This is a genomic window from Phytohabitans sp. LZ39, assembly GCF_059359075.1.
The window spans coordinates 481,454-502,547 of sequence record NZ_JCADBM010000004.1 but is presented as its reverse complement, the minus strand read 5'-3'; the positions used below and the strand labels follow the sequence as shown (position 1 = coordinate 502,547).

General features: G+C 72.9%; 25 protein-coding genes. 12 read left to right on the top strand and 13 right to left on the bottom strand.

Features of this window, described 5'->3' with window-relative positions; translation table 11 throughout:
- Positions 1-27: 27 nt before the first annotated feature.
- Positions 28-1,188, bottom strand: coding sequence for an LCP family protein (locus AC5L36_RS11340; protein WP_441214926.1), 1,161 nt, complete (start codon positions 1,186-1,188; stop codon positions 28-30).
- Between the two features lie 10 nt (positions 1,189-1,198).
- Positions 1,199-2,437, bottom strand: a complete 1,239-nt coding sequence (locus AC5L36_RS11335; RefSeq protein WP_441214925.1) for a PP2C family protein-serine/threonine phosphatase — start codon at positions 2,435-2,437, stop codon at positions 1,199-1,201.
- A gap of 148 nt (positions 2,438-2,585) precedes the next feature.
- On the opposite strand from AC5L36_RS11335, the gene AC5L36_RS11330 reads away from it, so the two are divergent.
- The 5 genes from AC5L36_RS11330 (at position 2,586) to AC5L36_RS11310 (ending at position 5,552) form a co-directional block, all read left to right on the top strand.
- Complete coding sequence (locus tag AC5L36_RS11330; RefSeq protein ID WP_441214924.1) at positions 2,586-3,017, top strand: ATP-binding protein; 432 nt, start codon at positions 2,586-2,588, stop codon at positions 3,015-3,017.
- 29 nt (positions 3,018-3,046) lie between these two features.
- Entirely contained in the window at positions 3,047-3,493 is a 447-nt protein-coding gene (locus AC5L36_RS11325) for an SRPBCC family protein (RefSeq protein WP_441214923.1), read from the top strand.
- A gap of 9 nt (positions 3,494-3,502) precedes the next feature.
- Positions 3,503-4,024: a DUF2231 domain-containing protein gene (locus AC5L36_RS11320; RefSeq protein WP_441214922.1), complete on the top strand. Its 522-nt coding sequence runs from the start codon at positions 3,503-3,505 to the stop codon at positions 4,022-4,024.
- Entirely contained in the window at positions 4,008-4,988 is a 981-nt protein-coding gene (locus AC5L36_RS11315) for an SDR family NAD(P)-dependent oxidoreductase (RefSeq protein ID WP_441214921.1), read from the top strand. The genes AC5L36_RS11320 and AC5L36_RS11315 overlap by 17 nt, the downstream gene beginning before the upstream one ends.
- A gap of 78 nt (positions 4,989-5,066) precedes the next feature.
- Positions 5,067-5,552, top strand: coding sequence for a glutathione peroxidase (locus tag AC5L36_RS11310; protein WP_441214920.1), 486 nt, complete (start codon positions 5,067-5,069; stop codon positions 5,550-5,552).
- A gap of 64 nt (positions 5,553-5,616) precedes the next feature.
- Here the strand turns inward: AC5L36_RS11310 and AC5L36_RS11305 are convergent, their stop codons facing one another.
- Positions 5,617-6,546, bottom strand: coding sequence for a hypothetical protein (locus AC5L36_RS11305; protein WP_441214919.1), 930 nt, complete (start codon positions 6,544-6,546; stop codon positions 5,617-5,619).
- 169 nt (positions 6,547-6,715) lie between these two features.
- Here AC5L36_RS11305 and AC5L36_RS11300 point away from each other — a divergent pair, with 169 nt between their 5' ends.
- Genes AC5L36_RS11300 through AC5L36_RS11290 form a run of 3 tightly spaced genes read left to right on the top strand, consistent with a single transcriptional unit; the run spans position 6,716 to position 8,894 of the window.
- Positions 6,716-7,591, top strand: a complete 876-nt coding sequence (locus tag AC5L36_RS11300; RefSeq protein ID WP_441214918.1) for a DUF1996 domain-containing protein — start codon at positions 6,716-6,718, stop codon at positions 7,589-7,591.
- A gap of 59 nt (positions 7,592-7,650) precedes the next feature.
- Positions 7,651-8,190, top strand: coding sequence for a sigma-70 family RNA polymerase sigma factor (locus tag AC5L36_RS11295; RefSeq protein ID WP_441214917.1), 540 nt, complete (start codon positions 7,651-7,653; stop codon positions 8,188-8,190).
- Complete coding sequence (locus tag AC5L36_RS11290; protein ID WP_441214916.1) at positions 8,190-8,894, top strand: anti-sigma factor family protein; 705 nt, start codon at positions 8,190-8,192, stop codon at positions 8,892-8,894. Before AC5L36_RS11295 ends, AC5L36_RS11290 begins: the two co-directional genes overlap by 1 nt.
- 11 nt (positions 8,895-8,905) lie before the next feature.
- On the opposite strand, the gene AC5L36_RS11285 is transcribed toward AC5L36_RS11290, so the two are convergent.
- Positions 8,906-9,277, bottom strand: coding sequence for a VOC family protein (locus AC5L36_RS11285; RefSeq protein WP_441214915.1), 372 nt, complete (start codon positions 9,275-9,277; stop codon positions 8,906-8,908).
- On the bottom strand, positions 9,274-10,098 hold the full coding sequence (locus AC5L36_RS11280; protein WP_441214914.1) for a DUF1206 domain-containing protein: 825 nt from the start codon (positions 10,096-10,098) through the stop codon (positions 9,274-9,276). The genes AC5L36_RS11285 and AC5L36_RS11280 overlap by 4 nt, the downstream gene beginning before the upstream one ends.
- 180 nt (positions 10,099-10,278) lie before the next feature.
- On the opposite strand from AC5L36_RS11280, the gene AC5L36_RS11275 reads away from it, so the two are divergent.
- Positions 10,279-12,006: a substrate-binding domain-containing protein gene (locus tag AC5L36_RS11275; protein WP_441214913.1), complete on the top strand. Its 1,728-nt coding sequence runs from the start codon at positions 10,279-10,281 to the stop codon at positions 12,004-12,006.
- Positions 12,007-12,021: 15 nt separating this feature from the next.
- On the opposite strand, the gene AC5L36_RS11270 is transcribed toward AC5L36_RS11275, so the two are convergent.
- The 3 genes from AC5L36_RS11270 to AC5L36_RS11260 are packed head-to-tail and all read right to left on the bottom strand — an operon-like array spanning position 12,022 to position 13,200.
- A complete protein-coding gene (locus AC5L36_RS11270) occupies positions 12,022-12,465 on the bottom strand; it encodes a VOC family protein (RefSeq protein WP_441214912.1) in 444 nt (147 codons plus the stop codon).
- A 37-nt stretch (positions 12,466-12,502) separates the two neighbouring features.
- Positions 12,503-12,949 carry a helix-turn-helix transcriptional regulator gene (locus tag AC5L36_RS11265; RefSeq protein ID WP_441214911.1) on the bottom strand — a complete coding sequence of 149 codons (447 nt, stop codon included), beginning with the start codon at positions 12,947-12,949 and terminating at the stop codon, positions 12,503-12,505.
- Complete coding sequence (locus tag AC5L36_RS11260; RefSeq protein ID WP_441214910.1) at positions 12,946-13,200, bottom strand: CBU_0592 family membrane protein; 255 nt, start codon at positions 13,198-13,200, stop codon at positions 12,946-12,948. The genes AC5L36_RS11265 and AC5L36_RS11260 overlap by 4 nt, the downstream gene beginning before the upstream one ends.
- A 72-nt stretch (positions 13,201-13,272) precedes the next feature.
- On the opposite strand from AC5L36_RS11260, the gene AC5L36_RS11255 reads away from it, so the two are divergent.
- Positions 13,273-14,169, top strand: a complete 897-nt coding sequence (locus AC5L36_RS11255; protein ID WP_441214909.1) for a LysR family transcriptional regulator — start codon at positions 13,273-13,275, stop codon at positions 14,167-14,169.
- Positions 14,170-14,209: 40 nt separating this feature from the next.
- On the opposite strand, the gene AC5L36_RS11250 is transcribed toward AC5L36_RS11255, so the two are convergent.
- On the bottom strand, positions 14,210-15,244 hold the full coding sequence (locus tag AC5L36_RS11250; protein WP_441214908.1) for a serine hydrolase domain-containing protein: 1,035 nt from the start codon (positions 15,242-15,244) through the stop codon (positions 14,210-14,212).
- A gap of 78 nt (positions 15,245-15,322) precedes the next feature.
- Between AC5L36_RS11250 and AC5L36_RS11245 the strand changes: the two genes are divergently transcribed.
- Both AC5L36_RS11245 and AC5L36_RS11240 read left to right on the top strand, forming a co-directional pair.
- The gene (locus tag AC5L36_RS11245) at positions 15,323-15,799 is read left to right on the top strand and encodes an OsmC family protein (protein WP_441214907.1); all 477 of its coding nucleotides are present in this window, start codon (positions 15,323-15,325) and stop codon (positions 15,797-15,799) included.
- A gap of 6 nt (positions 15,800-15,805) precedes the next feature.
- Positions 15,806-16,240, top strand: coding sequence for a hypothetical protein (locus AC5L36_RS11240; RefSeq protein ID WP_441214906.1), 435 nt, complete (start codon positions 15,806-15,808; stop codon positions 16,238-16,240).
- 12 nt (positions 16,241-16,252) lie between these two features.
- Here AC5L36_RS11240 and AC5L36_RS11235 read toward each other — a convergent pair whose 3' ends face one another.
- The 4 genes from AC5L36_RS11235 to AC5L36_RS11220 form a co-directional block, all read right to left on the bottom strand.
- Positions 16,253-17,443: an epoxide hydrolase family protein gene (locus tag AC5L36_RS11235; protein ID WP_441214905.1), complete on the bottom strand. Its 1,191-nt coding sequence runs from the start codon at positions 17,441-17,443 to the stop codon at positions 16,253-16,255.
- A 123-nt stretch (positions 17,444-17,566) separates the two neighbouring features.
- On the bottom strand, positions 17,567-19,804 hold the full coding sequence (locus AC5L36_RS11230) for an FtsX-like permease family protein (RefSeq protein ID WP_441214904.1): 2,238 nt from the start codon (positions 19,802-19,804) through the stop codon (positions 17,567-17,569).
- Entirely contained in the window at positions 19,804-20,481 is a 678-nt protein-coding gene (locus tag AC5L36_RS11225; protein ID WP_441214903.1) for an ABC transporter ATP-binding protein, read from the bottom strand. The genes AC5L36_RS11230 and AC5L36_RS11225 overlap by 1 nt, the downstream gene beginning before the upstream one ends.
- On the bottom strand, positions 20,478-21,002 hold the full coding sequence (locus tag AC5L36_RS11220) for a PadR family transcriptional regulator (protein WP_441214902.1): 525 nt from the start codon (positions 21,000-21,002) through the stop codon (positions 20,478-20,480). The genes AC5L36_RS11225 and AC5L36_RS11220 overlap by 4 nt, the downstream gene beginning before the upstream one ends.
- Positions 21,003-21,094: the final 92 nt, after the last annotated feature.

Below are 21,094 nucleotides of genomic sequence, written 5' to 3'. Positions count from 1 at the left end.
AAAGACGTGTCAAGAGCTGGGGCTGCGTTACGAACTGGGGGCCAGGAACGCGGGGTTGGCCATCAGGAACTCGGGCAGCGTGCCGTCGCGGACCGCGGCGAACATGCGCATGGTCTCCGGGGTCAGCGTCTCGTAGGCCTGCCCACCGATCGTCTCCGAGGCGAACTTGCCGCCGTTGGTCTTGACGAGGGCGAGGTCGTTGGCGGAGAGGCTACGGAACGTGAACAGGAAGTCCTCGACGGGCACACCCTGGGTGTCCAGGACGAACGCCTTGCCGGCGGCCTCGAGCACCCGGTTGAGCTTGAGGGGGTCGGTCAGCACGCCGGTGCTGGTGGCCTCCTTCGCGATCGCCTTGAGCAGCTGCTGCTGGTGGCGCTGCCGGCCGTAGTCGCCGTCGGGCAGGCTCTTGCGGATGCGGGCGTAGTCGAGCGCCTCGATCGCGTTCATCCGGCGGCAGCCCTTTTCGTAGACCATCGGCTTGGCACCGGGCGGGAGGCCCTGGATGCCGACGCCCTCCTTGTACCAGCCGCGGACCAGCTTGCCGTCCTTCGTCACGCCGATGTGGATCGACTCGGCGCGGGTGTCGACGCACATGTCGACGCCGCCCAGCTCGTCGACCACGGCCTCGAAGCCGGTGAAGTCGATGATCGCCGCGCCGTTGAACGTGATGCCGGTGAGCGAGTTGATCGTCTTGGCGAGCAGGTCGAAGCCGCGGGCGCGCTTTTCCAGCTCGGTGCCAGGACCCTCGTATCCGGCGTCGAACGCGGCGTTGATCTTGGCCGTGCCGCCGGGGTAGCCGCTCTTCGCGTACGGCGGGATCCGCACCCGGGTGTCGCGGGGGATCGAGACGAGGTAGGCCTGGTCGTGGCTCTCCGGGATGTGCAGGATGATGATCGTGTCCGACCGGGCACCCTCCTCGTCGCCGCCCTCACGCTCGTCGAGGCCGACGAGCAGCAGGTTGACCGGGCCCTTGATGTCGTTGCCCTTCGCGGCGGCGGCGGCACCGGCCGCGCCGTCGATGAGCGTCGTCTGGGCGATGTCGCCGGTGACGTGGGAGATCAGCAGGCGGGCGCCGACGACCACCGCGCCGCTCGTCACCATGAGCACCGCGCCGACGATGACGGTCAGCCTGGCCCAGAGCGGGGCTTTTCGCCGTTTATGGGCGCCGGCGACCTTCGGGGTGGACACGCCAGCGAAGCTACGTCCGGTCTCTGGACGTTTCCTGGGAGGCGGCGCGGCGGATGGCGAGCAGGGCGATGTCGTCGCCGGGGCGCTCCTCGGCCAGGCTGGCCATAACGGTGGCGCACACCACCTCCGCCGGGCCGGGCAGGACGGCGGCGCGCAGACGCTCGATGCCCTTGTCGATCACCTCGTCACGGCGCTCGACGAGCCCGTCCGTGTAGCAGACCAGGACCGACCCGGGCGGCAGCGGCACCTCGGTGTACCGGCGCCGGGCGCGGCGGCCGCCGAGGCCGAGCGGCAGGTCGACCGGCACCTCCGCGACCACCGCCGGCTCGCCCGGTGTCGCGAGGATCGGGCGCAGGTGGCCGGCGAGCGAGATCCGGACCGTCTCGTGGTCCGGCGAGACCATCGCGTACAGCACGGTGGCGAGGCTGCCGGCCTCGAAGTGGTGCACCTTGCGGTCGAGCAGGGTGAGCGCCTCGCCCGGGTCGTCGCAGACCAGGCTGTACGCCCGCAGCGCGCTGCGCAGCCGCCCCATCACCACCGCCGAGGCGAGGCCGTGCCCGGAGACGTCGCCGATGACCACGCCGAGCCACCCGTTGGGCAGCGTGAACACGTCGTACCAGTCGCCGCCCACGCCCGCGTCGTGACCCGGCACGTACCGGGCGGCGGTCTCGATGCCGGGCACCTCGACCGGGCGGGTGGGCAGGAGGCTGCGCTGGAGGGCGAGCGCGGCGGTGCGGTCGATGGTGCTCGCCCGCACCTGGGCGGCCGCGCTGGCTCGGTCGGCGGCGAGCTGGAGCAGCCGCACGTCGTCCTGGCTGAACTCGCGCGGCGCGCGGCACCCGACGTGCAGCACGCCGATCACCTCGCCGGCCGCGAACATCGGCACGCCCAGCAGCGACCGGAGCCCCGCCTCGAACAACAGGGGGTTGACGACCTCGCCCGGCTGGAAGTCGATCAGCGCCACCACGCGCTTTTCGGCGGCGACCCGGCCGGCGAAGCCACGCCCGACCGAGACCCGGAAGCCCTCCCGGACCTCCTTCTCCAGCCCCTTGGCCGCCGTCGCGACAAGCTGCTGGGCGTGCGGGTCGAGGAGCAGCAGCGCGGCGGTGTCGGTGCGCAGCACCTCGCGCACCCGGTCGAGCAGCTCGTCCAGCAGGTCGTCGGGGTCGAGCTGGGACAGGGACGTGTCGGTCAGCGCCTCGATCCGGCGCAGCCGCTCGTCGCTGCCACTCCCCAACCCTTCGATCACGGCGTGAAGCGTAGTACGTGGGACGGGTGCGACGCCCGGTCACCACACCGCCGGCCGAACGGACGGGGTTCAGTCGGACAGAGCTGGGTACATTCCTCCACGCAGTGATCGATGTCGCAGGAAGGACAGCCCGGAGGGGGAGGCCACGGTGGTGGGGCGCTCGCCGGATCGCCATCTGGCCCCCACGCGGTCGCTTCTCGCCGTCGCGATCGTCCCGGGGCGGCTCCCGGCCATCCGCATGCTGGTGGAGACCCTCGCGCACGACTGCGGCCTGCCGCCCGAGCAGGCCAGCGACTGGGTCACCGCGGTCAACGAGCTGATGGCGAACGTCGTGCGGCACGGCGGCGGCGCCGGCGAGCTGCGGGTCTGGGCGGACGGCGACCTCTTCTGCGAGGTACGGGACAGCGGTCCCGGTTTCGCCGCCGACCCCTACATCGGGCGCCGCGACCGGCCCGTCCCGTCCGGCGACGGCGGGATGGGGCTGTGGATCGCCGGTCAGATGACCGACGGCATGGAGATCCACAGCGGCCCCTCGGGCACGGTGGTGCGGATCCGTACCCGCATGCGACACAGCGCATAAATCGCCCCCGGCCGGGGAAACGACACCCCATGGCTGTGGTGGAACGGACCGTGGCGGCGACTCCCGACCGGGTCTGGGCCGTCCTGGCCGACGGGTGGTCGTACAGCGACTGGGTGGTGGGCACCGCCCATATCCGCGACGTCGACGCCGGTTGGCCCACCCCCGGAGCCGAGATCCACCACAAGGCCGGTCCCTGGCCGGTCTCGGTACACGACAGCACCAGCGTCATCGCGAGCGACGAGCCGCGCCTGCTGCACCTGCGGCCCAGGATGTGGCCTCTCGGCGAGGCCGAGGTCGTGATCACGCTGACCGAGCTGGACCGGGGACACACCACGGTGCGGCTGGCGGAGGACTTTCGCGCCGGTCCGCTGCGGTGGGCCCGGACGAAGGTGAACGACCTGGTCATGCACCGCCGCAACAGGGAGTCGCTGCGCCGCCTGGCCGACCTGGCCGAGCGGCGCGCCGAAAATCTGTAAGGAGGAACAGTGCAGACACGCGTGCGAGCCCTCGGGCACCCGGTGCATCAGATGCTGGTGGTGTTTCCGCTCGGGCTCTTCGTCACCGGCACGATCTTCGACCTCATCCACCTGATCAGCGACAACGGCACGTTCGCCGAGGTCGGGTTCTGGATGATCTCGGCCGGCATCATCGGCGCGGTGCTCGCCGCGCTCACCGGCTTCGCCGACTGGACCAGCATCCCGTCCGGCACCCGCGCCAAGCGTGTCGGCCGGATACACGGCGCGCTCAACTCGGCCGTGCTCGTGCTGTTCGCCATCTCGTGGCTGGTCCGGGTGGACAACACCAACCACGCGCCCGGCGGCGGCGCCTTCACCCTCGAGGTGATCGCGGTCGCGCTCGGCGGCGCCGCCGCCTGGTTCGGCGGCGAGCTCGTCGACCGGCTCGGCATCGGCGTGCACGAGGGCGCGAACCCGGACGCACCCAGCTCGCTGGCCGACACCGGCTCCACGCGCCCGGCGACCGGGAGGCCGCGTGCCTCTCATCCGTGACCTGGCGGACTCCGTCGTGGTCGTCACCGGCGGGTCGGGCGGGATCGGCGCGGCCACCGCGCTGCGCCTGGCCCGCCGCGGCGCGGCCGTCGTCGTTGGGGCCCGACGCCCGCGCGCCACGGCCCACGTCGTCAGCGCCTGCCAGGCGCGGGGCGGCCGGGCGATCGGGGTGGCGGTGGACGTCGCCGACCCGGCGGCCGTGGAGGCGCTGGGCCGGCGGGCGGTCGAGGAGTTCGGCCGGCTCGACGCCTGGGTCAACAACGCCTCGGTCGCCGCGTACGGCACGTTCACCGACGAACCGATCGACGAGTTCCGCCGGGTGATCGAGACCGACCTGCTCGGCGTCGCGTACGGCACCCGCACCGCGATCACCCACCTGCGGGCCACCGGCGGCGGCGTCATCGTCAACGTCGCGTCGGTACTCGGCGAGGTGACCGTGCCGTACCTGAGCGGCTACACCACGGCCAAGCACGGCGTGCGCGCGCTGTCCGGCGCGGTCCGGCAGGAGCTGCGGCTCGCCGGCGACCGCCAGATCTCGGTGTGCGTGCTGCTGCCCTCGTCGATCGACACCCCGATGTACCGGCACGCCGCCAACCACACCGGCGTGCGGGTCGGGCCGATCCCGCCGGTGTACGCGCCCGACGTGGCCGCCCGGCGGCTCGTGCGGCTGCTCGAACACCCGCGCCGCGAGGCGCACGCGGGCCGGGCGGGCGCGCTGCTCGCCCAGCAGTGGAAGCTCGCGCCCGGCCTGCTCGAACGGGTCATGGGCGGATACGCCGGCCGGACCACCTTCCGGGACGAGCCGGCCGCGCCGACCTCCGGCGCGGTCTTCGCGCCGGGCGACGACGAGTCCGCTCTGGACGGTGGCTGGCACCACCGGCGGTGGACCGCCGCCCGGCTCGCCGCGCTGGGCGTGGCCGGGCTCGGGGTGGCGTTCGCCGGCTGGCGCCGGGCCCACCGCTAACGGGGCGGGCCATCGCCGGGCACGCCGGTAGTGAGGCGGGCACAGCCGCGCCATCCGGGCGCCGGCATGATTGAGCGCATGACGATATACGACATCCCCGTCCGCACGCTGGCCGGGGAGCCCGCCTCGCTGGCGGACTACCGGGGCCGGGCGCTGCTGATCGTGAACGTCGCCTCCAAGTGCGGCCTCACCCCGCAGTACGCCGCCCTGGAACAGCTGCACGAGACCTACGCCGCGCGCGGGTTCAGCGTGCTGGGCGTGCCGTGCAACCAGTTCGGCGGCCAGGAGCCGGGCACCGCCGACGAGATCGCCGAGTTCTGCTCCACCACCTACGGCGTGACCTTCCCGCTGCTGGAGAAGTCCGAGGTGAACGGGCCGGGCCGGCATCCGCTCTACGGCGTATTGACCGCCGTGGCGGACGGCGACGGCGAGGCCGGCGACATCCAGTGGAACTTCGAGAAGTTCCTGGTCTCCGCGGAGGGTGAGGTCGTGCGGCGCTTCCGCCCCGGCACCACCCCCGACGACCCCGAGGTGGTCAAGGCCGTGGAGTCCGAGCTGCCCTGACGGCGACAACGCACGGGCCGGCGGTGGCGGCCGCCGGCCCGTGCGTACCCCCCGAGTGGGTCGTCTAGTCCCGTTGCGCGCGGCCACCGCCGGCGGTGATCGCGAACCACTGGTCCTTCACGCCGTGCCCGGCGATCTGGCCGAGGCTCAGGTCCTTGTGGAAGTAGTACAGCGGCCAGCCCTTGAGCGTCAGCTGCTTGCTGCCGTCCGGCCGGGTGATGGCGCCGACCAGGTCCTCGTCGATGCCGTCGTCGACCTGCACGCCGTTGGGGGCGAGCACCGGCTGCCAGGTCTTGAGGCAGTCGCCGGCGCAGGCGGTACGCGGCGGGTTGTTGTCGTCCTTCTGGAACCGGTAGATCGTGCGGCCCTTGGCGTTGACCACGACGGCCGGGGTGAGGCCGTCGACCTCGGCGACCCGCAGCACCTGCGGCTTGTTGGCCGGGGCCGGCCCGTCGGCGGACTTCTCCGCGCGGCCGCCGCTTGGCGAGATCGCGAACCAGGCGTTGCCGGTGCCGTGCCCGGCGGTCTGGCCGAGCTTGAGGTCCTCGTGGAAGTAGTACATCGGCCAGCCGTTGAGCGTGAGCTGCTCGTCGCCGTCCGGGCGGGTCACGGTGCCGACGAGGTCCTCCTCGAGGCCGGCGTCCACCTCGACGCCGTTCGGGGCTAGGACCGGCTGCCACGTCTTCAGGCAGGCCTCGACACAGGTGGTGGTCGGCGGGTCGTTCGAGTCGTTGTCGAAGCGGTAGATCGTGCGGCCCTTGCCGTTCACGAGGAGCGGCGAGAAGCCGTCGACCTGGGCGATGCGCAGCACCTGCGGGCCGCCGATGCCGGCCGGTGCCTCGCCGCCCGCGGCGGCACCCGCGCCGGCGCTGGCGGTGGGTTCGGTGGGGGCCTGGAAGACCGGCTCGGCCTTCGGCGCGGACAGGGCGCAGGCGGAGAGGCTGGCGGCGGCGACCAGGCCGCCGAGCATGGCGAAGACACGGGGGGCTCTCATGTGGACTGTCTCCTCAGGCGGGATACGACGGCCGAGATACGGCGGCATTGCGGTGGGTCGCCACGCCTGGCATAGTCAGCGGAAGCGACGCGGTGTGGTGATTCATTTGGTTGGCTCCAATACGACGGGTGGAGCCGGCCGGTTCACGTGGTTTTTCCTCGCCCTGGCTGTGGGGCTCGTGTTCGTGGCCGCCGCGCTAGTCGTTCCACAGTGGATGTCCCCTCGCCCCGGCGCCGACTACGTCGAGATCGCCGACGCGCCTTACGCACCCGCCCTGCCGGCCGCCCGCGCGTACACGTGGTCCTGCGGGCGAAACGAGGAAGGGCACCGCAACACCGCGAACCTGGTGGTCGCGCCGCGTGTTGTCGGGCCGTCCCACCACGTACACGAATATGTCGGTAACCTGTCGACCGATGTGGACTCGACGGACGACACACTCGCGCGCGCGGCGACCAGCTGCGCCAACGGCGACCGGTCCACGTACTACTGGCCGGTCCTGCGCACCGGCGCGCGGGCCGGGGAGAGCGCCCACGGCGAGATCGCGGAGCCGGTCGCGGTGACACTCACCGCGTTCGGCAGCCCGGCCGGTCCGGTCGTCGCCATGCCGCGGCGCCTGCGCGGCGCGGTCGGCGACGCCAACACCGCCACCACGCCCGCCGGCCAGGCCACCCGGGCCTGGACCTGCTCCGGCACCCCGGAGCGGCGCACCGACCGCTACCCGCTCTGCGGCCGCGGCCAGCGGGTGGTGCGGGTCTTCGACTTTCCGAGCTGCTGGGACGGGCGGCGGCTCGACAGCGACAACCACCGCGCCCACCTCGTCTTCCCGGCCGCCGACGGCGCCTGCGCGGCGGGCACCTTCGCCGTCCCGCGGCTGCGGATCTCGGTCGAGTACCCGCGGCCCGACGGCGACCGCTTCGCGATCGACGCGTTCCCGCCGCAGCGCAACTCGCCGCGCACCGACCACGCGTTCTTCGTCAACCTCATGCCCGAGCCGCTGATGGCGCAGGTCGTGCGCTGTCTCAACACAGGAGATGGATGCCCGTGAACCGGTCCGGTCCGGTGCCCGTAGTGGTGTTGACTCTCTGACGAAGGGCGGGACGGCGGATGGCAAGGCGACGGCCACCGACATCCAGCGACGAGGCGCTGGTCCGGTCGCTCTACGAGCAGCACGGCGCGGCGATCCTCGCGTACATCACCAGGATCACGGGGGACCGCGCCCTCGCGGAAGACGTGCTCCAGGAGACCCTCATCCGGGCCTGGCGGCACGCCGAGACCCTGTCCGAGCAGACCGGGTCGATCAGGGGTTGGATGTTCACCGTCGCGCGTAACGTCATGACGGACAAGGCCCGCGCCCGGGCCATCCGCCCGATCGAGGTGGCCGAGTCCGCCTCGACCGGGCCAGTGGAGCGGGACCACGCCGACCGGGTGGTCGACTCGATGGTGGCCATGCAAGCGTTGGAGCATCTTTCCGAAGACCACCGCCGCGTCCTGGTGGAGATCTACTTCCAGGGGCGCAGCGTCGCCGAGACCGCCGAGCAGCTCGGCATCCCGGCCGGAACGGTCAAGTCCCGTTCCCATAACGCGTTGAAGAACCTACGAGAGCTGCTCGCCGGGCGGTCGGCCGCCCTGAAAGGGGCCGCATGATGACTGCCGAGGCGCATGACGCGCAGATGCTCGGCGCGTACGTCCTGGAGACGCTGGACCCCGACGAGCGGCGCGATGTCGATGCCCACCTGGCCGAGTGCGAGATCTGCCGGGCCGACCTGGTGGAGCTTGAGGCGGTGAAGGACGTGCTCCAGGACATCCCGCCAGAGGCGCTGATGCACGGCCCGCCCGACGCCGACCTCGTGCTCCAGCGCACGCTGCGCCAGGTCCGCGAAGAGGTCACGTCATCCGCGCGGCGCCGCTGGGTGCCCGCCGTGGCCGCGGCCGCGGTGCTGCTGGCCGGCGCGATCGGCGGTGGCGTGGCACTGGGCCGCGGCACCGCCCCCGAGCAGGTCGCCCAGCTGCCCCCGAGCCCCGCGCCGACCGTCTCGCCCGACCCTCCGGGCACCCGGGTCCAGTCCACGGTCCAGGGCGACGTGCGGATGACCGCGAAGGTGGTGCCGGCGCTCGGCTGGGTGCGGATCAGCGCCTCCGTGGGCGGCATCCCCGCCGGCGAAAACTGCCGGCTCATCGTGGTCGGCAGCGACGGCAAGCGCGAGATCGCGTCCGGCTGGGTCGTCTCCCCGCAGGGCGAGCAGGCCGGCACCAACCTCAGCGGCAGCGCCGCGGTGGCACCGGACAAGGTGGTGGCGGTCGAAGTCCAGAACACGGCCGGCAAGACCTTCGTCACCCTCGACCTCTAGCGTCTGGCCGCCTAGGGGTTGGTCCAGAGGCAGAAGGGGTGGCCGGCCGGGTCCAGGTGGACGCGCACGTCCTCCTGGGGCTGGAAGTCGGCCAGCTTGGCGCCGCACGCGACCGCGTGGGAGCTGGCCGCCGCCAGGTCGTCGACCTCGATGTCCAGGTGGAGCATCATCTGCTGGTCGCCGGGGCCGTGCGGCCACACCGGGGGTTCGTAGCCGGGCTCGGTCTGGAACGACAGGCCGGTCCCGCCGCCGGGCGGGACCAGTTTGACCCAGTCGGGTTCGTCCTGCTCGCGGTGCCAGCCGAGCAGGCGCTCGTAGAAGGCGGCCAGCTCCTGGGCGTCCGGCGCGCCGAGCACCGCGGCCGTCAGCGAAAACCGTGTCATGCCGAGACCTTGTCGCGGACCGCGGACGTCACGTCGGGGGTGTCCACCTGGCGGTACCGGGCCTGCACGGCGCAGAACGTGGCGAACGCGGCGATGCCCAGCGCCATGACGACCAGCAGCACCGTGCCGTACGCCTGCTCGCGCAGGGTCTCCAGGGTCGCGTCCAAGCCGCGGGCCTTCTCCTTGTCGTAGGTGACCGCGGCGACGGTGAACAGGATGCCGGCGATGCCGTAGGCGGTGCCCTTGGCGGTGTAGCCGACCATGCCCAGCCGCCGCGCGACCATGCGCGCGCGGTGGCTCATCTGGCCGGTGAGCAGGTGCTTCTCGAAGCGCTTGACGACGCCGTACCAGATGAGGCCGGCGCCGAGCGCGGCCAGGGCGATGCCGGCGAGGGCCACCAGCCAGCGGCCGCCGGTGGAGCTCATCAGGTCGCTGCTCAGCTTCTGCTGCTTGTCGGCGCTGGACGAGCCGGCGGCCTGGTACACCTTGAAGGCCGTCCAGGCGAAGTAGAGGTAGGCGATGGTGCGGCCGGCGGAGGCGAGCCGCTCGGCGGTGCGCTCCTTACCGCGGTCGGCGCGGTGGCCGGCGACCGCCTCGTACGCCTGCCAGATGGCCATCGCGAGCAGGCCGACCGCGGTCGCGATGACGAGGAATTTCCCTAGTGGCTGCTCGGCCAGAGTGCGGAGTGCGCCGGACTGGTCGCCTTCCTCGGTGGGCTTGCCGAACGCGATCTGGAGGATCAGCCAGGCGAAGAGAAGGTGCACGAGGCCGTATCCGATGAAGCCGATGCGAGTTAACACAGCGAGGGGGGAGCGGGACATGTCCCAGACATTGACCCCCGCGTCGATTTCGCAAACATCCGCGTACACGCTGGAGTGCGACGACTGCGAAGAGTAGTCGAATCTTAGTGAAAACTTTCCTCTCGGTAACGTTCCACCGAATGGCGGTGGCAACCAGCCGTCCGGCTCAGCAGGATGGAGCCCGTGCCTGGCCGTCATCGCATGCGAGAACGTTTTCCCGCGGCGGGCGCCATCGCGGCGGCGGTGGCGCTCATTGTTGTCGTGGGCGGTTCGTACTTCGGATATCAGGAGCTTTCGGGCGATAAGTGCAGCGGTCAGGTCAAACTGACCGTCGCCGCGCCCCAGGAGCTCGTGGCCGACGTGCGGGCCACCGCCGACGCCTGGGTGTCCGAAGGGGCATCCGCCAACGGCGTCTGTGTCGGCGTGGAGGTGAGCGAGACCAGTCCCGTCGACCTGGCGGCCGCGCTCGCGGCCAAGCACGGCGTGGCGCTGACCGGCGTCGGCGGGGCGAGCGGCAGCACCACGATCCCCGACGTGTGGATCTCCGACTCCTCGATCTGGCTACACCGGCTCCGGGCCGCGGCGCCGGGGTTCACGCCGACCGACGGCGCGTCGCTCGCGCTCAGCCCGGTCGTGCTCGCGATGCCCGAGCCGGTCGCGAAGGGCGTCGGCTGGCCCGCCAAGAAGGTCGACCTGCCCGCGCTGCTCCAGCAGATCCTCACCGGCAGCGGGCTGCGGGCCGGCCTCGTCGAGCCGACCCGCGACGCGGCCGGCATGTCCGGCCTGCTCGCGCTCGGCGCGGCCGCGGGCCAGACCGGCGGCAACGCCAGGGAGACGCAGACCGCGGCCCTCCGCCTGCTCGCCGGCGGCCGCTCGGCGGTGCGCGACGACTTGACGGCGAAGTTTCCGCAGGCGGCCGACCAGGCCTCCATCACGCAGGGCCTCGGCGTCGCGGCACTGTCCGAAGAGGACGTGATCCGGTACAACGCGAAGAAGCCGCCGGTGCCGCTGGCCGCGATCTACCTCGACCCGGCGCCGCTGCCGCTCGACTACCCGTACGCGGTGATGCCCGGCACCGACCCGGACAAGGCCGCGGCGGCCGACTCGCTGCACAAGGCGCTCAACGCGGCCTCGTTCCGCGACCGGCTCGGCGCGCTCGGGCTGCGCGGGCCGGACGGCTCCGGCGGATCCGGCTTCACGACGCCCTCCGGCGCGCCGCCGAAGACGGCACCGCCGTCCGCCGCGGGCAAGGGCGGGGCGCCCGACACGCAGGTGGTCGACGCCGCGCTGTCCACCTGGACGGCCGTGACCGCGCCGTCCCGGATGCTCGCCGTCTTCGACATCTCCGGCACGATGCGCGGCCCGGTGCCGACGGCCGGCGGCGCCAGCCGCATGGAGGTCACCAAGGAGGCCGCCCGCCGGGGGCTGGGGCTCTTCGGCGACGACTGGGCGGTCGGCGTGTGGGTCTTCTCCACCAACCTCGGCGGCGGCAGAGACTGGCGTGAGATCGCGCCGATCGGCCCGCTCGCCAGCACCCGCGGCGAGCTGCTCCAGAAGATCTCGGGGATCCAGCCGAAGCAGAACGGCGACACCGGCCTGTACGACACGCTGGCCGCCGCGTACGAGACGGTGCAGGACGGCTGGCAGGCGGGCCGGGTCAACTCGGTGCTCATCCTCACCGACGGCATCGGCAACGACGACCCGGAGGGCGGCCTCTCGCTGCCCGCCCTGCTCAACCGGCTCGAGGAGCTCAAGGACCCGAAGCGGCCGATCCAGGTGATCATCCTGGGCCTGGGCGACGCGGTGAACCGCGGCGCGCTCGACCAGATCACCCGGACCACCGGCGGTGGCGTGCTGGTGGCCAAGGACCCGGCCCAGATCGGGCAGGTGTTCCTCAAGGGCATCTCGCTCCGCCCCACCGGCGGCTGACGGGCTGGAGACGGCTCAGCAGGCCCAGGGCGCGCTCTCGTCGAGCGTCGTCCTGGGCTGGGTGAGGCTGTACCAGTTGCCGGAGTCGTCGCGGAAGATCGCCTCGATGCCGTAGGGGCGCTCCTGCGGCTCCTGCACGAACGACACGCCGCGCTCCACCAGCGCCGTGTACTCGGCGTGGCAGTCGTCGGTGTTGAACGCCCCGGCGCCCAGCACGCCCTTGGCGATCAGCGCCTTGAGCTGCGCGGCCGACTCCGGGTCGAGCGACGGCGGGCCGGGCACCATGAGCGTGAGCTGGAGCTCCGGCTGGTCCTTGGTGCCGACCGTCACCCACCGCATGCCGCCCTCGCCGAGCGTCATGTCGGTGCGCTCCTCGAGGCCGAGCTTGTCGACGAAGAACGCCTTCGCCGAATCCTGGTCGAGCACCCATATCGTGGCGATACCAAGTCCCGTGATCATGTCTCACTCCTGGTCAGAAGGGCCGTCACCGCTGACGCTAGGGCCGCGGCGGTCCGCCGGGCTTCTCGAATGTTGCGAAGCCGCCGGCCCAGAACATCACGAAACATCCGGGTATCGGCGCGGCCGCCCCCTGGCGCGCCTCGCGCCGGAACTCGGTCGGCGTCACCCCGACGATCTGCTTGAACCGCGTGCAGAACGTGCCCAGGCTGGTGAACCCGACCAGCATGCACACCTCGGTCACGGTGAGGTTGGCCGAACGGAGCAGCTCCTGGGCCCGCTCGATGCGGCGCCGGCTGAGGTACTGGCCGGGCGTCTCGCCGTACGCGGCGCGGAAGAGGCGCACGAAGTGGTAGCGCGAGTAGCCGGCGTGCGCGGCCACCGTGTCCAGGTCGATGGGGCTGGACCAGTCGCGGTCCATGGCGTCCTTGGCCATCCGCAGCAGCCGCAGCTGGGGTAGCGCGATCATCGCCCCCACGCGGTTCATCCTGGCACAGTGGGCTCCTCGCGGGGTGTCCTGCGGAGCGCGAGCACCCCGATCGCGACCCAGACCAGGTTGAGCGCGGCCGAGGGCCACGCGCCGTGCGCCGCGCCGTTGAGCAGCAGGCCGGCCGAGCCGGCGAGGTTGAGCAGCTGGAAGGTCACGCCGGCGGCGATCCGGCCGGCGGACAGCAGCGCGTACGCGAGCAGCAGGCAGCCGGCCCCGCCCCACCCGACGACCTCGGTGAGCACGTCCATACGCGCATGGTGGCCCCGTTCCGGTGTTCAGCGGTATCGAATGTTTGTGGATGCGGCCTGTAGCGTTGCCGAATGCCGATCGATCCGCGGCGGCTGGCCGTCCTGCGCGCGGTGGCAGACGCGGGCGGCGTCCTCGCCGCCGCGTCCGCGCTGCACCTCACGCCCTCGGCCGTCTCGCAGCACATCGCGCGCCTGGAGGCGGAGACCGGGGTGACGCTGCTCGACCGTTCGCGGCTGGGTGGCCGCCGCTCGGCCGGGCTCACCACCGCGGGCCGGCTGCTCGCCGGTCACGCCGGCCGGCTCTCCGAAGTGCTGGCCGCCGCCGAGCGCGACCTCGCGGCGCTGACCGGCCAGGTGAGCGGGCCGGTCACGGTGGGCGCGATCCCCACGGCGGTCCGGCATCTCGTCGCGCCGGCGGCCGCCGCGGTGGCCACGACCGCTCCCGGGGTACAGGTACGCGTGCGCCAGCTCGAGCCCGGGCGCGAGGCGGTGCGGGCGGGCGAGCTCGACCTGTTCGTCGGCGAAGGGGACACCGGCACCGGGCCGGCCGGGCTCCGGGTCACCCGGCTGGTCGACGAGCCGTACCGGGTGGTCGTGCCCGCTGCCTGGGGCCCGCTCGCCGGCCTGGACGCCGTGCTCGGGCGGCCGTGGGTCGACGGCCCACCCGGCTCGGCGATGCGCCGGGCGCTCGACCGGCTGGCCGCCCGCCACGACGCGGTGCTCGACCGGCCGCACGAGTGCCTGGAGTTTCCGGCCGTGCTGGCGATCGTGGCGGCGGGCCTGGCCGCGGGCGTCGTGCCGGCCCTCGCCCTCCCCGCCGACCAGCCCGGCGTGCGCGTGCTTCCGGCCACCGCGGCCGGCACCCGCCGCCTGGAGCTCGTGCACCGCCGCGGCCGCTACGAGCCGAGCCCCGCCGCCCAGCTGGTGGTCGACGCGCTCCGCTCAGTCGCCGCCACCCTGGGTGGCTAGGTCGTGTTTCACAAGGGTCCGCCGCGGGCCGGCCATGCCCTTATGAAACACCCCCCAGCACCGCGTCGCTCACCGCGGCCTGGTGGCGGGCGCCGTCGTGGCCGGGCAGGAGCAGGTTGGTCAGGTACGCGAAGGCGAGCCGCCGGGTCGGGTCGGCCCAGGCCAGGCAGCAGTTGCTGCCGTTGTGCCCGAACGTGAGCGGGCTGCTCAGCCGCCCCATCGGCCGGCTCGTCGCCGGGTCGTCCGCGGGCCCGCCCAGCTGAAACCCCTCCGACCAGCGGATCGCCAGGCGCAGGAAGCGGTCGACCTCACCCTCGCTGGAGGGCCGGCGGGCGGCCTCGATCGTCTCCGGCGCGAGTACCCGAACCCCGTCGAGCGTGCCGCCGCCGACGAGCATCTGGTAGAAGCGCGCCACGTCCCGGGCGGTGGCCGAGACGCCCGCGGCCGGCACGACCGCCCCGCGCGTGGCGCGGCGGTTGAAGTAGGCGGCGCTGACCCGCGCGCCGCTCAGCCCGCGTACCGGCACGTGCCGCCGCCACAGCCGGCCGGGCAGGCCGAGGTGGGTGTCGCCGAGCCCGAGCGGGTCGAGCAGCTCGCCGCGCAGCAGCGCGTCGACCGGCGCGCCGCCCACCCGGCGGGCCGTCTCGCCGAGCAGGAAGCCGTAGCTGAGCAGGTGGTAGGCGGGCACCTGGCCGGGCGCGTACCGCGGGCGGGCCCGTTCGAGCGCGCGGACCGAGCGGCGCCAGTCGGTCATGGCGAGGGCGTCGCCTACCACGCTCCGCGCCACCGGCAGGCCGGCCCGGTGCTGGAGCACGTGCCGCACGGTGATGCCGCCCTTGTCCCGCTGGGCGAACTCCGGCCAGTACCTGGCCACCGGCTCGTCCAGCGACAGGGCGCCCCGCTCGGCGAGCAGGTGGACGAGCAACGCCACGTATGGCTTGCTGGTCGAGAAGATCCAGAAGAGCGAGTCCGGCGCGCAGCCGACCGCCTCGTCGAGGACGACGCGCCCGTCCCGGATGACGCACAGCTGGGCCGCGGCACCCCGCCGCCGGACGAGCTCCAGGGGATCGTCCATCGCCGCCTACCGTACCGGCGGTGGGATCCACGCGGCGCTGAAAGCGCGGTGAAACCGCCGCCCCATACGATTCCAGCCATGGGACGGACGCATTCGTACGAGGTCGCCGTGACGTGGACCGGCAACCGTGGCGGCGGCACCAGCGGATACCGCGACTACGGCCGCGACCACGACGTCGAGACCGACGGCCGGCCGGGCATCGCGGGCAGCGCCGACCCGGCCTTCCGCGGCGACAAGGCGCGGTGGAACCCCGAGCTGCTGCTGGTCGCCGCCCTCGCCGAGTGCCACATGCTGTCGTACCTGCACCACTGCGCGGTGGCCGGCGTCGTGGTGACCGGCTACATCGACCGGGCGCTCGGCGCGATGGAGCAGGAGGGCAACGGCGGGCACTTCACCGAGGTCGTGCTCCGGCCCGAGGTCACGGTCGCCGCGCCCGACATGGTCGACGCCGCGACGCGGCTGCACGAAGACGCGCACCGGGACTGCTTCATCGCGAGCTCCGTCAATTTCCCGGTGCGTCACGAGCCCGCCGTCCAGGCGGAGGCGGTAGCGTAGCCGGCCGTGCTCCTGGAGGCCATCGCGGCGATCGCCCATCACGAGGTGACGCTGGCGCCCGGCGATCCGCACGCCGAGGCCGGCAACAGCCACTGGCTCGACGCCCCGTCGGTCGAGCGCGCCATCCTGACCGTCCCCGAGGTGGTCCGCGCCTTCCACGCCACCGTGGCCACGCTCCGCGAGCGGGTGCGCGGCCCGGCCGTCTTCTACGTCTGGCACGAGGAGCGGGCCGGCCAGCTGCGCTGCGGGATCACCTCCCGCCCGGCGCACGACCTCCCGTTCGGGAGCGACTACCGGGCGACCGGCGACCTGGCCTCGATCGTGGCGGCCTACCTGCTCGCCGACCCGAAGGCCGCGGTCCCGGTCGAGATCGAGCTGACCGTGGACGACGCGGCCCCGGGCGACGAACCACCGCTGCTGGTCTGGGTCCATCCTCTGTAGACGGACGACCGCTCAGCGGAGCGACCGGAAGCCGGCGCGTACCTCCTCGGCGAGGAGCTCGGGCTGCTCCCAGGCCGCGAAGTGCCCGCCGCGGTCCAGCTGGTTGTAATGGATCAGGTTCGGATACGCCTGCTCCGTCCAGCTGCGCGGCGCCTGGTAGAGCTCGTCCGGGAAGACGCTCACCGCCGCCGGTACGGTCACGCCCTTGGTGGCGAGGAACGAGTTGTCGTTCTCCGCGTAGAGGCGGGCCGCCGAGACGGCCGTGTTCGTCAGCCAGAAGAGCGTGATGTTGTCGAGGACGTCGTCGCGCGACAGGCCCTCCTTCCGCCCGGCGAACGCGCGGGAGATCATCTCCAGGCTGGCCGCGTCGTGGTCGAGCATGAACGAGGCCAGCCCCACCGGCGAGTCGGCCAGGCCGGTCAGCGTCTGCGGCCGGGTCTGCATGATCAGCGCGTACGCGACGTGCTTGAAGAAGAACGCCATCTGCTCGAACGCGCGCTTCTCGTCGTCGGACAGCCCCTCCGGCATCGGCGCGCCGGTCTGCACCGCCTTGTCGATGTCCGGCGGCACCGTGCCCGGCATGTTGGTGTGGATGCCGAGCAGCTCAGGCGGCGCCTGCACGCCCATGAAGTCGGTGACGAGCGCGCCCCAGTCGCCGCCCTGCGCCACGAACCGGTTGTACCCGAGGCGCTTCATCAGCTCGGTCCAGGCGGTGGCGATGTGCTCGGGGCCCCAGCCCTTCGCGGTCGGCTTGCCGGAGAAGCCGTAGCCCGGCATCGACGGCACCACCACGTCGAACGCGTCCGACGCGCTCCCGCCGTGTGCCGTCGGGTTGGCCAGCAGGTCGATGATCTTCATCTGTTCGATGATCGAGCCCGGCCAGCCGTGCGTGATGACGATCGGCAACGCGTTCTCGTGCGGTGAGCGGACGTGGACGAAGTGGATGTCCAGCCCGTCGATGTTGGTGATGAACTGCGGTAGGGCGTTCAGCCTCTCCTCGACGTCGCGCCAGTCGTAGTCGGACGCCCAGTAGCGCGCCAGCTCCTGGATCGTCTGGAGTTGTACGCCCTGCGACTGGTCGGGGACGGTTTCCCTTTCCGGCCAGCGTGCGGCCTTCACCCGCACGCGTAGCTCGTCGAGCTCCTCCTGGGGGACTTCGATCCTGAACGGCCGGATCCCCGAGGATGTGGTCGTGGCGGACACGAGTTCTCCTTCCCGTTTTCTGCCGTGACAACGGGGGTGCCCACCACGATGATCGGCACGCGTCGCCGCGAGGAGTCCGCACCGCACCATTTACGAACCCGGCCACCACGGCCACGCGGGGGCTTACTCCGTGCGGAGGCCGTCGGGACGCATGAGGCGCCACAGCGGAGGCAGGCTCGACAGCGTGACCACCGCCATCACCGCCGCCGCGAGGCCGACCGACAGGCCCACCACCGGCCAGCTGATCGAGATCGTGACGCGCACCATGCGCAGCAGCGCCACGCCCAGCGCCAGCCCGAACACGACCGCCAGCGCGAGGCCGAGCACCACGGGCACGACCGTCTGCCAGACCACCGACAAGACGAGGGTGCCGCGGCGGGTGCCCACCGCGACGAGCATGGCCAGCAGGCGGCGGCGCTCGCGCAGGTGCTCCAGCACGCCCACCAGCAGGCTGGCGCCGACGAGCAGGAGCGTGACGACCGTGCCGATGTAGAGCCCGCGCCGGATGTTGGTGAAGCGGCGCGCCTCCTCGGTGTTCGACAGCGTGTCGACGGAGGCGAGCGGGCTGACGGCGGCGGCCGCGTTGCGGACGTGCTCGGCGGCGTCGGGGTCGTCGCGGTCGGTTTGCAGGTAGGCGCCGACGACCAACGTGCCGAGGCGGCCCGCGTCGAGCGCGGCGGGCGTGGCGAGCACGCCGCTCCGGGTCCAGCCCATCGGGTCGGGGCGGACCTGGACCCGGCGGGCGGCCACCGGCACCGTCCACTGTGGGCCCTCGTCGAACCTCAGGCGGTCGCCGCGCGCCACCTCGCCGTCGGTCATGAACACGTCGCCGTCGGTGCAGCCGTCCACATAGGCCATCTCGGCGAGGGACGCACAGTCTCCGATGTGGACGACGGCCAACCGGTCCGGCGCGCCCGCGTGGGAGGCACCCACCTGGAGGGTACCGGTGACCTTCGTGACGCCCGGGGAGGCGGCGAGCCTGGCGAGCGCGCCGGCACCGTCGCCGGTCGACAGCTGCACGAACGCCTGCGCGCGGCTCGTGTCCTGCCCGGTGGGGGTCGTGTACTCGTGCTGCGCGGCGGCGAAGAGCATCTGGAGCCCGATCGTGCCGGCGACCGCGACCGCGATGCCGTTGACCAGCCGGGCGGACGTGCCGCTGTCGACCTGGAGCCGGCGGACGGCGAGCTGCCAGGGCACGGCGCCGCCGCGCATCCGGCGTACCACAAGGTCGATCAGCCACGGCAGGAGGGTGACCGCGCCGATCAGCAGGAGGACGGCGCCGACCGCGACCTGATACTGGGTGTCGCCCCTGGCGGTGCGGACGTCGCCGGCGAGCGGGTAGAGCAGCACGACGCCGAGCAGCGGCAGGATCAGCCGCCACCACAGCCGGCGGCGCACGCCGGTGGCGCGGCGGACCACGCCGAGCGGCTCGATCACCACGCCGCGCAGCGCGACCATGCTGACCACGACGGCGAGAGCGGGCACCGCGAACGTGACGACCAGCGCCGCGGCGAGGCCGGGCCGGATGTCGTCGGCGAAGACGCTGAGGTCCCAGAGCGTGAACAGCGGCACGAGCTGGCGGCCCAGGACGAAGAGCACCCCGCCGACCGCGACGCCGAGCAGCGCGCCCGCGGCCGCCTCGCCGGCGGCGAGGCGCCGGGTCATCCGCCGGTCGGCGCCGACCAGGCGGAAGGCGGCCATCCGCCGGTCGCGGCGCTCGCCACCGAACCGCACGGCCGCGCCGAGGAACACCACGATGGGCAGCAGCAGCACCACGAAGATGATCACGATGAGCAGCACGAGCAGCGTCCCGAAGGGCTCGCCCGCCGCCGTGGTCCCGAACCCGTCGACGCGGGACGCCCGGTCCGTGCCCAGCGTGTCGCTGCCGAGGTAGTAGGCCAGCTCGCCTGGGCCGGCCAGCCCCTCGTCGCCGATCGTGCCGACCACCCGCGCGCCGCCGAGCCGGGGTGCGAAGAGCGCGCCGTCGCCGGACTCCAGCAGGTCGCGCAGCGCGGGGGAGACGACCACCTCGCCGGCCCCGGGGAAGGCGGCGACACCCGGCGGCGCCGGTGCCCGCGGGCCCTCCGGCCGCACGATCGTGCCGCGCACCGGTGTGCCGCGAAACTCGGTGTCGACCCGGGCGACCAGCAGCGTGGCCGGGCCCGCCGCGAGCGCCTGCCCGACCTGGATGTCACGGGCGTCGCCGCGCGCCTCCCGCGCGCCGAGTGCGCCCGGCACCGAGGCGGCGAGCAGCAGCATCGACACCCCGATGCCCACGCCGAGCGCGGTCAGCACGGCCCGGGTCCACCCGTCACGCCCGCCGGCGAACGCCAGCCGCGCGCCCATCAGCAGATCCCTCATCACGCCGTCCGGGCCAGGTCGCGGGTGCGGCCGTCGCGGACGACGACCTCCCGGTCCGAGTACGCCGCGACGCGCGCCTCGTGGGTCACCAGCACCACCGCGGCGCGCGCCTCCCGGGCGGCCGTGGTGAGCAGGCGCATGACCCGCTCGCCGTTGAGCGAGTCGAGCGCACCCGTGGGCTCGTCCGCGAAGATTACCTTGGGTGCGGTGACGAGCGCGCGGGCCACCGCGACCCGCTGCCCCTGCCCGCCGGAGACCTCGCCCGGCCGCTTGCCCGCGACGTCGCCGACCTCCAGGCGCTCCAGCCACTCGGCGGCCCGCCGCTCCGCCTCCCGCCGGCGCACCCGCTCCAGCCGCAGCGGCAGCGCCACGTTTTCCAGGCAGGTCAGCTCCGGCACGAGCTGCCCGAACTGGAACACGAACCCGAACTGCGACCGCCGCAGCGCGCTCCGCTCGCCGTCGCCCATCCGCGAGACCTCGCGGCCGGCGTAGACGACGCGGCCGGAGTCGGGGCGCACGATGCCGGCGACGCAGTGCAGCAGCGTCGACTTGCCCGAGCCGGACGGGCCCATCACCGCGACGACCTCGCCCGCGTCGATCTCCAGCGAGGCGCCGTCGAGCGCGGGCGTCGCGCCGAACGACTTGCGCAGCTCCTCCGCGACGAGCAACGAGGTCATGCCGTGACCTCTTTCGCCAGCTCGTCGAGGCGGGCGGCGGTCAGCTCGAGCCACCGCAGGTCGGCCTCCAGGTGGAAGAGCGCGTGGTCGCAGATCAGCTGCTCGGCGAGGTCGCCGCCGGCCTTGCGCCGGGTCAGCTCGCGCATCAGGCGCAGGTGCTCGGCCCGCTGGGAGTCGAGCAGGTCGGCCGCCGGCCGGCCGGTGAGCAGCGCGAGCACCACCTTGGTGTACAGCGTGTTTTGCAGGTAGGGCTCGGGCTTTTCCGGCTGGGCCAGCCACCGCGACACGTCGGTCACGCCGGCCTCGGTGATCGCGTAGCGCTTGCGCTCCGGCCCGCCGCCCGGCTCCACGCTTTCGACCTCCACGAGGCCGCTTTTGAGCAGGCGGGAGAGCGTGGCGTAGACCTGCCCGAAGTGCAGCGGGCGGCTGCGGGCGAACCGCTCGTCATAGGCGCGCTTGAGGTCGTATCCGTGCCGTGGGCTGGACTCCAGCAGCCCCAGGAAGGTCTGTCCGATCGACATGCCGAGCACTGTACACCACGTCTATACGCGATATGTATAGACGTAGTGCAGTCCGGTTTCCGACTTCGAAGGCCACCCATCCGCCCCCCGCA